Below are 13,708 nucleotides of genomic sequence, written 5' to 3'. Positions count from 1 at the left end.
TGGATGCGTTGGTCGAGGAGGTGGCGTAAGTGCTCAAGCTCTTGGGTGCGAAGCCGCTGAGCGGGAAGGACACGGCGCATGTTCTCCGTGTCCTCGACGCCGACCCGGTTGCCTCGTGCATGATCGCGGCTCGAGTGCAGGATTCGGGGCTCGACCCGCGGTCGTTCCACGGCGAGATGTGGAGCCGAGGGGGCCCGGACGAATCCTTGTGCTTCTACGGTGCCAACCTCGTTCCGCTCCTCGGTTCCGTCGATGATCTCCGCTCGTTCGCCGACCGCGCTTGTCGTGGTCCGCGTATGTGTTCTTCGCTTGTCGGCCGTGCCGAACTGACGTTGCCGTTGTGGGAGATGCTCGAACCCGATTGGGGTGCGCCGCGCGAGCTGCGCAGCGAGCAACCACTGTTGGCGACATCGACGTATTCGGTATTTCCTCCCGACCCTCTGGTCAGACTCGTGCACGCCGACGAGCTCGACGTCTATCTCAGTGCCGCCGTAGCCATGTTCATCGAGGAAGTCGGTGTCGATCCACAGGCAAACGACGGTGGTAGGGGTTATCGCCGTCGGATCGCCAGTCTCATCGCCGCTGGCCGAGCATGGGCGCGATTCGAGGACGGAGAAGTCATCTACAAGGCCGAAGTCGGATCGCAGTCCGCATCGGTCGGCCAGATTCAAGGTGTGTGGGTTCACCCGCTCTACCGTGGGCAGGGTCTCGGATCGGCGGGTACAGCTACCGTCGTCGACTCCGTGGTGCGAAGCGGTCGCATCGCCAGCCTGTACGTCAACAGCTTCAATTGGCCCGCGCGCCGCGCGTACAGCCGTATCGGCCTCGAGCAGGTCGCCACGTTCACCACAGTCCTTCTGGACTAGACCGCGATTCGCTGCGCTCGCGCGCGCTCTAGTCGAACTACGATGAGCGCGATGAGGTTCTCGGATATGCGGCGCGTTCGACGACCCGCGGTGGCATCGCTCGTGTGTGTCTTCGTCGTCGGCACCGCCGTCGCGTGTACCCCCGCGCCGGATGGTCCCGAACCTGCAGCTCAGGAATTTCTCTCGGCCTTCGCCTCGAACGACATCGAGGCAGCCTCGGCGAAGACCGATATTCCCGAATCAGCGGCAGCAGCGCTGGCCGATACCTGGCAGAACCTGCAAGCGGAATCCATGGAGGCCCGAACAACTTCGGTGCGCGTCGATGGTGACACTGCGCTGGTCGGCTACACCTACCAATGGCACCTTCCCAAGGGCCGAGTCTGGTCCTACGACGGAGAACTGCAAATGGGCCGTGCCGACGGCAACTGGGGAGTGCGGTGGACGTCGACCGATATTCACCCTGGTCTCGGTGACACACAGACCATGGAATTGCGCTCGACGTCGCCGCCGCGGGCACGCGTCAACGAGCGGTCGGGGTCGGACGTCCTGGTGCCCGGTGTGGTGCACCGCGTCAAGGTGAACGCTGAAGAATCCGGCGACATCGTCTCGTCTGCGACCGGACTGGCATCCATTCTCGCGCCGTTCGATTCGAAGATCTCGGCGCAAAGCATCGTCGAGTCGGCGACATCGACCAAGGGCGACTATCCAGTTGCCCTGCTCCGCGCCGAGGACTATGAGCCCGTCGCGGCGTCGCTTGCCGCACTGCCGGGCGTGACCGTGTCCGGCGAGTCCGATCTGCTCACGACCGATCCGACGTTCGCCCCCGATTTGATTTCTCAGGTGAAGAAAACCGTCATCGACGAGGTCGACGGCAAAGCCGGGTGGAGCGTGGTCACGGTGAACCGCAACGGGGTCGACGTCGACGTACTGACCGACACGCCCTCGCAGCCTGCGCCCTCGGTATCCATCAGCCTCGATCGCAACATTCAGGTGGCAGCACAGAATGCGGTGAACGCGCGGATCGAACAAGCCATGATGGTGGTGATTCAGCCGTCCACGGGGGCGATTCTCGCAGTTGCCCAGAACAAAGAAGCCGATCGCGACGGTCCTGTGGCATCCGCGGGCCTGTACCCGCCCGGGTCGACCTTCAAGATCATCACGGCCGGCGCAGCCATATCGTCGGGACTCGCGACCCCGGATACGACGGTGCCGTGCCCGGGGCGTATCGAGATCGGCGAACGCAGCATCCCGAACTACAACGAATTCTCGCTCGGGAACGTATCGATGGGAACCGCGTTCACTCGCTCCTGCAATACGTCTTTCGCCAAGCTCGCCAGCGAAATGGAACCTGACGCGCTCACCGTGGCAGCCTCACAGTTCGGGGTCGGTCCGGACTACGACGTCGTGGGATTGCCCACCGATTCCGGGTCGGTGCCACCGGCCGAAGAATTGGTCCAGCGAACCGAGGACGGATTCGGTCAAGGCAAGGTCGTGGTCTCGACGTTCGGAATGGCGCTTGCTGCTGCCACCGTGGCACACGGATCGACGCCGGAACCGAATCTGATCGTGGGACGCGAAACTCGGATCGAGGGTGACCATCCACCGATCTCGCCGCTGATGGTCGACGGGCTTCGAGGGATGATGCGCTCGGTCGTCACCAGTGGCACCGCCGAGCGGATCGCCGATCAGGGCGAGGTGTACGGCAAGACGGGGGAGGCCGAGGTCGAGGGTGGTTCGCACGCGTGGTTCGTCGGCTACCGCGGCGATCTGGCATTCGCGACGCTCGTCGTTCGTGGTGGAAGCTCCGACAACGCGGTGGCGGTCACCAGAGAAATGTTCGAGCAGTTGCCCCCGGACTACTAGGGGGACTACTAGGGCAGTAGCCCGCGACGCCGCGCGGTGACCACTGCTTCGTGTCTCGTCTTGGCGCCCGTCTTGTTCATGGCGGTGCGCAGGTACGACTTGACTGTTTCCTGACCGAGTGACAAGCGTTGCGCTGCTACGGCATTGGTGCATCCGAGGGCAATCTGGGCCAGGACGTCGATCTCGCGAACCGAGAGTCGGATCTCGGTGTCGGGTTGCCGGTCCGCCGATCGAAGCGACGCCGACATTCGGTCCGACAACATTCTCAGTTCGGCCCGTGTGGAGGCATCGGACGTCGTACTCGCGAGCGTCCTCAGTTCCGCGTAGATGTCGCGCAATTCCGCGGTGGCCGCCGAGTGCCCGGTGACACCGGCTTCGGCGCCGGCACTGGAATCGAGCAATCTGAGCCGCATGTCCACCTCGTCTCGAATGGCGATCTCGTGACTCAGCCGCCGAGATGCCTTCACCATCATCTCGGCAATTCGGTCGCCGATGGGGCCGCGCTCGCGGACAGCCGCGTACATCACCGCGCGTGAGGCGCCGGCGACGACGACCGGAACAGCGAGGATCGAGCGCAGGCCCTCGCCGAGAACGGGTCGGTCGTAGTCGTGGGTGATGTATTGCGAGCTTCCGTAGTCGCTGACCGCCGCAGGTTGTTGCTGGTCGAGGACGCGGCCACCGAGCCCGGATCTACTCGGGATCAACAGTCCATCCAGTCCCTTGGTGCGGGTGCCGTGGAATTCGCTCAGGTACAAGGTGTTGCCGGCGGACACTTCACCGCCGAAGACCACCGGCACTCCGGACGATGCCACGATCTGCCGCAGTTCTGCGCGAAGCGCATCACCGTCTCGCGGGCGCAGCACGTCGGTGGTCGGCATGGTCACCTCCTTCGCGAACGTCAGTTCTTTTTCCGAACTTCAGTGATCTGAATCATAGATGGCGCATCGACGTCGGTACATGCGCGGTCGGTCCGGGGACCGACTACGCATACACCGATGTGCAGCGCATACGCTGGAGCCATGTCTGTGACAGCCGAGAGCAAGCCCCGTCAGCCACTCGTGCCAGGCGTCGTGTCGCCCACACTGCCCGTGCCGAATTCGATCGAACGCCCCGAGTACGCCTGGAAGCCGACCGCGAACGAGGGAAACGAACCTTGGGTTCAGACACCCGAGGTCATCGAAAAGATGCGTGTTGCCAGCAAAATTGCTGCGCGGGCACTGCAGGAAGCGGGCAAGGCGGTAGCGCCCGGTGTCACGACCGACGAACTCGACCGGATCGCTCATGAGTACATGATCGACCACGGTGCCTACCCATCGACATTGGGTTACAAGGGTTTTCCCAAGTCGTGCTGCACCTCTCTCAACGAGGTCATCTGCCACGGCATCCCGGACTCGACGGTGATTCAGGATGGCGACATCGTCAACATCGATGTCACGGCATACATCGATGGAGTGCACGGCGATACCAACGCGACCTTCCTCGCGGGCAACGTGTCGGAGGAGGCACGCCTGCTGGTGGAGCGCACTCATGAGGCGACGATGCGGGCCATCAAGGCAGTCAAGCCGGGTAGGGCGCTCAATGTGATCGGCCGAGTCATCGAGTCGTACGCGCACCGTTTCGGATACGGCGTTGTGGAGGACTTCACCGGCCACGGCATCGGTACCACGTTCCACAGCGGTCTTGTCGTTCTGCACTACGACCAGCCTTCGGTCGAGACGATCATCGAGCCCGGGATGACCTTCACCATCGAGCCGATGATCAATCTCGGCGGAATCAACGCCGAGATGTGGGACGACGGCTGGACGGTGGTCACCCATGACCGGAAGTGGAGTGCGCAGTTCGAGCACACCCTGGTGGTCACCGAGACCGGTAGTGAGATCCTCACGCTGCCGTGAGTGGAGCTTGCGGAATGAACCGACTGCCGTGAGTGGAGCTTGCGGAATGAACCGACTGCCGTGAGTGGAGCCGGCGGAATGAACCGACTGCCGTGAGTGGAGCCTGCGGAATGAACCGACTGCCGTGAGTGGGGCGGGGCGCGGCGGCGCGTTGTTGGTGGCTGGGACGACGTCGGATGCGGGTAAGAGTGTTCTGGTGGCCGGTCTGTGTCGTTTGTTGGCACGCAGAGGCATGTCGGTTGCACCGTTCAAGGCCCAGAACATGTCGAACAATTCGGTGGTGACGCTGGACGGTGGAGAGATCGGGCGGGCGCAGGCGTTTCAGGCGCGTGCCTGTGGTCTGGAGCCGAGTGTGCGGTTCAATCCGGTGTTGCTGAAGCCGGGGAGCGATCGGACGTCGCAGTTGGTGGTTCGGGGTCGAGCTGTCGCGAATGTGTCGGCGTCGAGTTACGTCGAGCATCGTCAGTCGCTTCGCGCTGTTGTCGCTGCCGAGTTGGAGTCGCTTCGTAGGGATTTCGATTTCGTGATCTGTGAGGGGGCTGGATCACCGGCGGAAATCAATCTGCGTGAGACGGATCTCGCGAATATGGGGTTGGCGACGGCCGCGCGGCTTCCGGTCATCGTGGTGGGGGATATCGACCGTGGGGGAGTGTTGGCCCACCTTTACGGCACGGTGGCGATACTCGACGAGGCTGATCAGGCGTTGATCGCAGGCTTCGTGATCAACAAGTTTCGCGGCGATCCGTCGTTGCTGGCTCCTGGACTCGTCCAGCTCGAAGCTTTGACGGGTAGGCCCACTTATGGGGTGGTTCCGTACGCCGACGATCTATGGATGGATGCAGAGGACTCGCTCGGTGTCGTCGCGGACGCTCCGGTGGGTCGGCCACGTCCGCCTGTGGGGTCGCAGTGGTTGCGTGTCGCTGCGGTGCGGTTGCCTCGAATCTCCAACACGACCGATGTCGAGGCCCTCGCGTGTGAGCCGGGGGTTTCGGTCAATTGGGTGACCGAGCCGTCTCGATTGACCGACGCTGATCTGGTCATCGTTCCCGGCAGCAAAGCGACACTGTCGGATTTGCAGTGGTTGCGGAAAACTGGTCTGGCCGAGGCCATTCGCGACCGGGTGGAGGCCGGACGCCCGGTTCTCGGTATTTGCGGCGGGTATCAGATGCTCGGTCGAACGATTACGGACGGAATCGAATCCGCGGATGTTCGGGCTTCGGGACTTGGATTGCTCGATCTCGATATCGAGTTCGAGGCTGACAAGGTTCTTGCGGGCGTGGACGGGGAGTCACCGTTTTTCGGTGTCGGTGACGTCACGGGTTACGAGATTCATCACGGACGCGTCGCGCACAGCAGCGATACGCCACTGTTTCGGTATTCTGACGGCCGGCCGGAGGGGAGTGTGCGGGAGGCGGTCATGGGTACGCATTGGCACGGTGTGCTCGAATCCGATTGTTTCCGTAGAGAATTCCTCAGATGGGCAGCCGCTCGTGCTGGACGAAATGATTTTGTCGTAGCACCGGACACCTCGGTGGCTGGGTTGCGTGAGGAGCAACTCGACCTGTTGGCGGATCTGGTCGAGAACAACGTCGACGTCGACGCCGTGCTGGCAGTGATCGAACGCGGCGTCGACGCGCAGTAGCGGGTCGAGCTCTACGAGGAGTGCAGTAGCGTGATATCCCATGGAGTACAAGCAGGTATCGACGGGCGGCGGGACTCGCACGGTGCGTATCGCCGGACCGGAATCCAGGCATGTCGTGCTGTTGCTTCCGGGTCTGGGGGATAGCCCCGACGTGTTCGACGGCGTGTCCGAGCGGTTGCACAATTCGGATCTGAAAACCGTTGCAGTGGAGGATGTGCGAGGACTCGACGGCGATGCCATGGTGGCAATCCTCGACGAACTGTCGTTGCCCTGGGTGCACCTCGTCGGCAATCGCGAAGGCGCTGAGCTGGCGTGGACACTGGCGGCCCGAACGTTCGGCCGATTCGCGAGCCTTGTCGCATGCGACCGCGGTCATCCGGCCGTCGCAGATCAGGATGGGGTCATCCTTGCTTCTGACTGCTCGCCCGTCGAACTGCCGACCACGATCGTGATCGGCAGTTCGCTGAAACGGGTGAGTGCGGACGGCAGCGGGCGGTTGGTCTATTCGGACTTCCGGGTCGTTCAGCTCGACGGCGTGGGCAACATCCCGAGCGATGCAACAGCTGAACTTGCTACCGAGATCGCGCTCCGCACCAACCCTTGGTGATGCGGAGCTTTCTCACAGTCACACGTCGAGACCGAGCAGTGCGTTCTCGACCACTTCGGGCAGGCCGGGGTGAATCCAGTACTGCCCGCGAGCCATTTCGAGGGCGGAGGTTCCGAAACTCATGGCCTGGATGAGCGGTTGAATGACCGTCGGTGCCTGAGCGCCGATGACATGGGCTCCCAATATGCGACCAGTCTTCTTTTCCGCAATGATTTTACAGAAGCCGTCTTGGTCCTCCATTGCCCAGCCGTACGCGACGTCGCCGTAGTTCTGGATCTTTACCGTGATGTCGAAGCCTGCCTCGCGGGCCTGCGCTTCGGTGAGTCCGACCTCGGCGATCTGGGGGTGGGTGAACACGGCCGCCGGCACGAAGCGGTGATCGTACTTCCACAGGTTCGTCGTGTCCTGCCAAGCATTGTTCGACAAGTTGTGCTGCACTACTCGCGCTTCCTGGTTGGCCACGTGCTTGAGTTGGAACGGCGACGACACATCACCGAGTGCGAAGACCCCCTCGGCGCTCGTGCGGCCGTATTCGTCGACTCGAATCCGCCCTTCCTCGTCGAGTTCGACTCCGGCCTTGTCGGCACCGAGACGATCACCGTTGGGCCGGCGGCCGATGGCGACCAGAAGTGCGTCGCCGAGGATCCGGGTACCGTCACCGAGTTCGAGACCGACGCTGGTGCCTTCGGAGATCGCATTCGCTTCTCCGCTCTCGAGGTGGACGTTCCAATTCTTCTGTGCAAGTTCGGTGAAGCGGGCCGAAATGTCGCTGTCGAGATTGCGGAGCAGCGTGTTCTTGCGTGCGACGATCGATACTTTCGATCCGAGCGCGCCGAATACATGCGCGAATTCTGCTGCTATGTAGCCGGATCCGAGGATGACGAGATGTTCGGGCAGTTCGGGCAATCTCATCAGGTCGTCGTTGGTATGAAACGGCACACCGCTGTCGAGTATCTGTCGAGGTATCTCCGGTCTGGATCCGGCTGCGATGACGACCTGGTCGGCGGTGATCACCTCGCCGGCACCGGTGTCGATGGTCCGGGGACCGAGGAACGACGCGTGGCTCGAAAACAGGGTGACATTGGGGCTGCCGCTCTCGCGGTAATGCTTGCCGCCTGCTGAAATGGGGTCGATGCGGCCGAATACTCGGCTCACGATGTCGGACCAGCGGACTTGCTCGATCGAGGAGTCGATTCCGTAGCGCGACGATTCGCGGATGGTCCTCGCGACCTCGGCGGCGTAGACGAACATCTTCGTGGGAATGCAACCGACGTTGAGGCAGGTGCCCCCGAACGGTGAATGCTCTTCGAAAATTGCCACCGTCTTGTCCGAGAACTGCTCGTTCGCGATGGAGTTGCCCGAACCTGATCCGATGATAGCGATGTCGAAATGACGACCGTTTGTTTGACTGCTCACGAAATGGTCCCTAGTTCGTTGTGGTTTCGGCCGGAATCTCGTTCGATGTGCTCACTTCGATGTAACCAATCGAGCCACTCGTCGACCTCGTCGAATGCCCGTGCCCGCGGTACGTCCTGTGAAAGAAAGACGTCGTGGCGGGCGCCCTCGATGGGAACGATCGTCGTACGATCGCCCAGGCAGCCTGCCCAGCGCGCGATTTGACGAACATCGAGCACTGCATCGGCAGCGTCGATCGCGGAACTGTACTTGCGGGAGAAGTGCGTCACTTTGGACCGCAGAATCAGCGATGGAATACCGATGTCGAGACCTCGATGCAGCTTTGCATGCCCATGTCGGATCGCGCGGATCCAGCCGAAGGTGATGGGGAAGCCGGACAGCGGCTTCCAGTCGAGGTTGTAGTCCCACTCGCCGTGCTCGGACGCAGCAAGCGAGAGGCCATAGGTGTCCAGGCCCATACCTGGCACCGCCGTCTTGGCTTTGACCTTGCCGATGACGCCGATCGCGGTGGTGCCGACGCTACGAACCGCTGCGGGGCCCTGCAGGTCGAACCAAGGACTGTTCAGGATGACACCGTCGATGCCGAGGCCGGTAGTGCCCCCGTCCTGACGGTTCAGGCGATCGAGCCACAACGGAAGAATCAGCCCACCCGTGGAATGAGCGAGGAGCAGCACCGACTTACCGCTGGGCTCCCGGCGAACCAGCGAGAGCGCTTCGTTCAACTCGTCGTCGTAGAACGCCAGATCGGTCACGAAGTGCGGTGTCTGGCCTTCACGCAGAGACCTTCCGCACTTCCTCAGGTCCAGCGCGTAGAACGCATAGCCTTTGGCTGCGAAATGTTCGGCCAGGTGCTGTTGGAAGAAGTAGTCGGTGAAGCCGTGAACGTAGATCACTGCTCGGTCGAAAGACGGTGTATCTGCCGGTTGATACCGAACGAGAGTCGCCTCGACCTGGCCTTCACCATCCGGATCTGCACCGAGGGGAATGGTCGTCTGCTCGTAGCCGTCGCCGAGGACATCGGGTACCCAGGTAGTCACAGATCACAACTGTAGTAGCAGGTGCAAAGTGCACTTCGAGAGCACAATCGAAGAAGAGCTTGAAAGCGCTTCGAGTCGGGTATCTACGGCCGGGTAATGTTGCCGCCACCTGAGCAGAGTTTCCTCACGCGAGTACTCACGAACAAGGAAGTCGAATCTCCAGTGTCAAATGAACAGCGCTCCAATCAAGAGCAGGTCAAGCGAGTGAAAACCGATGTGGTCCTCGTCGGCGCCGGAATCATGAGCGCAACTCTCGGGGCATTGCTTCGACAGTTGGAGCCCGATTGGTCGATCGATGTGTACGAGCGTCTCGACGCTGCTGCCGCCGAAAGCAGTGACGCATGGAACAACGCCGGCACCGGCCATTCCGCGCTGTGTGAGCTCAATTACACGCCGCAGAACAAGGACGGTTCCGTCGACATCGCCAAGGCGCTCAATGTCAACGAGCAGTTTCAGGTTTCCCGTCAGTTCTGGGCGCACAGCCTGGAAACGGGCATTCTGAGCGACGCGAAGAACTTCATCAATCCGATCCCGCACGTGAGCTTCGTGCATGGTGAGGACAACACCAAGTACCTGAAGGCTCGGTACGACGCCCTGGCTTCCAATCCGCTGTTCGAAGGTATGGAGTACATCGACAGTCCGGACGAGTTCACGCGTCGACTTCCCCTCATGGGTGCGGGCCGCGACTTCTCCGATCCCGTCGCCCTCAACTGGAGCGACAACGGAACGGACGTCGACTTCGGTGCGCTCACCCGCCAACTTCTGAACTACCTCGCCGGGGCCGGTGCCACCGTGCACTTCGGAAACGACGTGCGCAACATCTCGAAGCAGTCGGACGGAACGTGGGATGTCAAGGTGGCAAACCTTCGCACCGGTTCCAAGAAGACCGTCAACGCCAAGTTCGTGTTCGTCGGCGCGGGTGGCGGTGCTTTGCATTTGCTCCAGAAATCGGGCATCAGCGAGATCAAGGGCTTCGGAGGGTTCCCAGTCAGCGGCGAGTGGCTGCGCTGCACCAACCCTGAGCTCATCGATCAGCACTCGGCCAAGGTGTATGGCAAGGCGTCGGTAGGTGCGCCCCCGATGTCGGTGCCCCACCTCGACACACGTGTCATCGGCGGGAAGCCAGGTTTGCTCTTCGGTCCGTACGCAGGATGGTCGCCGAAGTTCCTCAAGCAAGGAAAGCTGACCGATCTTCCTTCCTCCATAAAGCCGGGGAACTTGATGTCGATGCTCGGCGTGGGCGTCACCGAGCTCGGACTGGTGAAGTACCTGCTGAGCGAACTGTCTCAGTCGCAGGCCGATCGCGTGGACACGCTTCGCGAATTCGCGCCCAATGTCCTCGACAAGGACTGGGAGATCGTCACCGCAGGCCAGCGAGTTCAGGTCATTCGAAAGAAGGGCCGCGGCGGAGTTCTCGAATTCGGCACTGCTGTGATCAACGCTGCAGACGGAACTATCGCGGGCCTGCTCGGTGCGTCGCCGGGCGCTTCCACCGCGGTACCGGCGATGCTCGATGTGTTGCAGCGTTGCTTCGGCGACCGCTACGAGGCGTGGCAGCCCAAGCTCAAGGAGATGGTGCCTTCGCTCGGGGTCAAATTGGCCGAGGATCGTTCGCTGTTCCGCGAAATATTCGACTGGACCTCGCGTGCGCTCGAGCTGGACAAGTCTTCCCAACTCGCACAGCACACCGGCGTGTGATAGCAACAGGCATATGACTACGCAAGCTGCTGCCCTCAAGCGCTCCTGGGCTTTGGACCTGTCCAACAAGACCCTGTACGACCTGTTGAAGCTGCGTGTCGAGGTTTTCGTCGTCGAGCAGGCATGCGCCTATCCCGAACTCGACGGTCGAGATCTGCTCACCGAGACGAGGCATTTCTGGCTCGAACGTGACGGCGAAGTGGTGTGCACACTGCGGCTGCTCGAGGAGCACGACAACGGCGAGAAGGCCTTCCGCATCGGTCGGCTGTGCACGCAGCGCTCGGCGAGGGGGCAAGGGCACACCACGCGTATCTTGCGTGCTGCGCTTGCCGAGGTCGGATCCTCTCCGTGTCGTCTCAATGCACAGAGCTACCTGGTGGACATGTACGCGAAACACGGCTTTCTGCCCGATGGTGAGGAAGTTCTCGAAGACGGGATTCCGCACACGCCCATGCGTAGGGGCGGCGGAACCCCCTGGGGCGAGGCGTCGGGCGGCAGTAAGGTCGAACGACGGTAGGGTTCGATCAACGGAGCTGATGCGGGGAAGTCCTGTGTGATTCAGGCGCGGTCCCGCCACTGTGTACGAGTAGGCCGATTGTCGGCAGCCTCGTAAGCCAGATCACCGCACAGCATCGAAATTACTTTGTCCACTTCTTCGGTGGGCATCGAAAGTCCTCGGCGCGGAAACCGAGGAATGAAGGGGATCGAAAGTGCAGCAGGCCGTTGGATCTTCAGAACCCGGTTATCCGTTCAGCGCGATAGTCGGCCAAGACCAGCTTCGATTGTCATTGATCCTGTGTGCGGTGCACCCGGGAATCGGTGGTGTCCTCGTCCGCGGTGAGAAGGGGACAGCGAAGTCCACTGTCGTCCGCGCACTCGCCACGCTGCTTCCGGACATCGAGGACGATGGCGAGACGCGACCGGCCCGACTGGTCGAGCTTCCGGTCGGCGCGACCGAGGACCGTGTGGTCGGCTCGCTCGATCTCGAGAAGGTGCTGCGAGACGGCGAACGTGCATTCCAGCCGGGACTGTTGGCCGCAGCCCATCGGGGCGTGCTGTACGTGGACGAGGTGAATCTTCTCCATGATCACCTGGTCGATGTTCTGCTCGACGCCGCTGCGATGGGGCGCGTCCATATCGAACGCGATGGGGTTTCACATTCGCATCCCGCGCAATTCGTCCTCGTGGGGACCATGAATCCCGAAGAGGGCGAGCTTCGACCACAGCTGTTGGATCGCTTCGGGCTCGCAGTAGAGGTCACTGCCTCTCGTGACGTGGACATCCGAATGGACGTCGTGCGCCGGCGGCTGAACTACGAGCGTGATCCCTGTGCGTTTGCTGCACGCTATGCAGACGAGGACGCGGACATCGCCGCACACATCGTCGCGGCTCGACTCGTACTCGATCAGGTGGAACTCGACGACACCGAACTTCGTCGAATTGCGGCATTGTGTGCGTCGTTCGACGTCGACGGGATGCGAGCGGACCTCGTAGTCGCAAGGACCGCGTCGGCGCACGCGGCATGGCGAGGTTCGCCGAAGGTCGAGGAGTCCGACGTGCGGGTCGCTGCGGAATTGGCATTGCCGCATCGCCGCAGGCGTGACCCGTTCGACGAGCCGGGGATCGACGAGAGTGCACTCGACGACGCCATGCGCGACGCGGCAGAACAGGCAGACTCCGCACAGGCAGACCCCCCGAAATCGGATTCCGGCCAGGAGTCCGACGAACCAACCGATTCAGAACCAACCGATTCAGAACCTACCGATCCCGGACCTACCGATTCAGGACCGGACCCGGATGACGACGGCGGCGGTGCACCCACACCGGACCAGGCGGATCCACCGTCCGGCAACGGATCTCGTGACCGAGATGCAGCAACGCCCGGATCGCAGTTTCGCGCGCGGTTGATGGAAGTTCCCGGTGTCGGCGAGGGAGCGCCCGGGCGTCGCTCTCGGTCGCGTGCTGCGCAGGGACGCGTCGTGCGCCCGACCACTGAGCGTGGCAAGGGACTTCACCTCATCGGGACATTGTTCGCGGCAGCCGAGGATCAAGTCGCGCGGGGACGAACATCCGGGAAATTCAGACTCGAGCCCGCGGACCTACGCGGGGCGATTCGTGAAGGTCGCGAAGGCAACCTCATCGTCTTCGTTGTCGACGCATCCGGATCGATGGCTGCACGCGATCGGTTGTCCGCCGTGACGGGAGCAGTGCTGTCGCTACTGCGCGATGCATACCAACGGCGCGACAAGGTCGCGGTCATCACTGTTCGAGGGCGCGAGGCCGAGTTGGTTCTTCCGCCGACGTCGAGCGTCGACGTCGCTGTCACCCGCTTGCGCAGAATGAAAACCGGTGGCAAGTCCCCACTGGCACAAGGCTTCCTGCGGGCCCGCGAGGTCGTCCTTCGAGAGAAAATCAGAGATCCGCTGCGCCGTGCGCTCGTCGTCGCGATGACGGACGGGCGAGCGACGGGCGGTGTCGATCCAGTCGGGCGCGCACGTATCGCTGCGTCGCGTCTTGCAGCAGACGGCACTGCGTCGGTCGTCGTGGACTGCGAATCGGGCATGGTCCGTCTCGGACTGGCCGCCGATTTCGCCGGGCATCTACAGGGTGGCTATGTGCGGCTTGCCGACCTTTCGGCCGAGCACGTCGCCGCCGTCGTTCGCGCAGCGGCCTGAGAGGACGAG

The 13,708-nt window shown here is 62.4% G+C and carries 11 protein-coding genes and 1 riboswitch; of the genes, 8 read left to right on the top strand and 3 right to left on the bottom strand.

Annotation, left to right across the window (positions count from 1 at the left end):
• The first annotated feature begins 29 nt into the window (after nt 1–29).
• Together H2510_RS02275 and H2510_RS02270 are read left to right on the top strand one after the other, a co-directional pair.
• Entirely contained in the window at nt 30–866 is an 837-nt protein-coding gene (locus tag H2510_RS02275) for a GNAT family N-acetyltransferase (RefSeq protein ID WP_186626752.1), read from the top strand.
• Between the two features lie 51 nt (nt 867–917).
• Complete coding sequence (locus H2510_RS02270) at nt 918–2,729, top strand: penicillin-binding transpeptidase domain-containing protein (RefSeq protein WP_186626751.1); 1,812 nt, start codon at nt 918–920, stop codon at nt 2,727–2,729.
• Between the two features lie 8 nt (nt 2,730–2,737).
• Here the strand turns inward: H2510_RS02270 and H2510_RS02265 are convergent, their stop codons facing one another.
• Nucleotides 2,738–3,607, bottom strand: a complete 870-nt coding sequence (locus H2510_RS02265; protein WP_186626750.1) for a LuxR C-terminal-related transcriptional regulator — start codon at nt 3,605–3,607, stop codon at nt 2,738–2,740.
• A gap of 141 nt (nt 3,608–3,748) precedes the next feature.
• Between H2510_RS02265 and map the strand changes: the two genes are divergently transcribed.
• The 3 genes from map (at nt 3,749) to H2510_RS02250 (ending at nt 6,873) form a co-directional block, all read left to right on the top strand.
• Nucleotides 3,749–4,624, top strand: a complete 876-nt coding sequence (gene map / locus H2510_RS02260; protein WP_186626749.1) for a type I methionyl aminopeptidase — start codon at nt 3,749–3,751, stop codon at nt 4,622–4,624.
• 124 nt (nt 4,625–4,748) lie between these two features.
• Nucleotides 4,749–6,266, top strand: coding sequence for a cobyric acid synthase (locus tag H2510_RS02255; protein WP_186626748.1), 1,518 nt, complete (start codon nt 4,749–4,751; stop codon nt 6,264–6,266).
• Nucleotides 6,267–6,306: 40 nt separating this feature from the next.
• Nucleotides 6,307–6,873, top strand: a complete 567-nt coding sequence (locus H2510_RS02250; RefSeq protein ID WP_186626747.1) for an alpha/beta fold hydrolase — start codon at nt 6,307–6,309, stop codon at nt 6,871–6,873.
• An 18-nt stretch (nt 6,874–6,891) separates the two neighbouring features.
• On the opposite strand, the gene mtr is transcribed toward H2510_RS02250, so the two are convergent.
• Both mtr and H2510_RS02240 read right to left on the bottom strand, forming a co-directional pair.
• Entirely contained in the window at nt 6,892–8,289 is a 1,398-nt protein-coding gene (gene mtr, locus H2510_RS02245) for a mycothione reductase (RefSeq protein WP_186626746.1), read from the bottom strand.
• Nucleotides 8,286–9,326 (bottom strand): alpha/beta hydrolase, encoded by a 1,041-nt coding sequence (locus H2510_RS02240; RefSeq protein WP_186626745.1) that lies wholly within the window; start codon nt 9,324–9,326, stop codon nt 8,286–8,288. Before H2510_RS02240 ends, mtr begins: the two co-directional genes overlap by 4 nt.
• 96 nt (nt 9,327–9,422) lie before the next feature.
• Between H2510_RS02240 and mqo the strand changes: the two genes are divergently transcribed.
• From mqo to H2510_RS02225, 3 genes are all read left to right on the top strand, one after another.
• Nucleotides 9,423–11,024, top strand: a complete 1,602-nt coding sequence (mqo, locus tag H2510_RS02235; RefSeq protein WP_186626744.1) for a malate dehydrogenase (quinone) — start codon at nt 9,423–9,425, stop codon at nt 11,022–11,024.
• Nucleotides 11,025–11,037: 13 nt separating this feature from the next.
• A complete protein-coding gene (locus tag H2510_RS02230; RefSeq protein WP_186626743.1) occupies nt 11,038–11,541 on the top strand; it encodes a GNAT family N-acetyltransferase in 504 nt (167 codons plus the stop codon).
• Nucleotides 11,523–11,670: riboswitch (cobalamin riboswitch) on the top strand. It overlaps the preceding gene by 19 nt.
• Before the next feature lie 64 nt (nt 11,671–11,734).
• Nucleotides 11,735–13,699 (top strand): magnesium chelatase subunit D family protein, encoded by a 1,965-nt coding sequence (locus H2510_RS02225; protein WP_186626742.1) that lies wholly within the window; start codon nt 11,735–11,737, stop codon nt 13,697–13,699.
• Nucleotides 13,700–13,708: the final 9 nt, after the last annotated feature.

The organism is Rhodococcus sp. BP22 (assembly GCF_014281965.1).
Lineage (GTDB): Bacteria > Actinomycetota > Actinomycetes > Mycobacteriales > Mycobacteriaceae > Rhodococcoides.
Note: the sequence above shows the minus strand (reverse complement) of the source record. Positions and strands in the feature narration are given on the sequence as shown.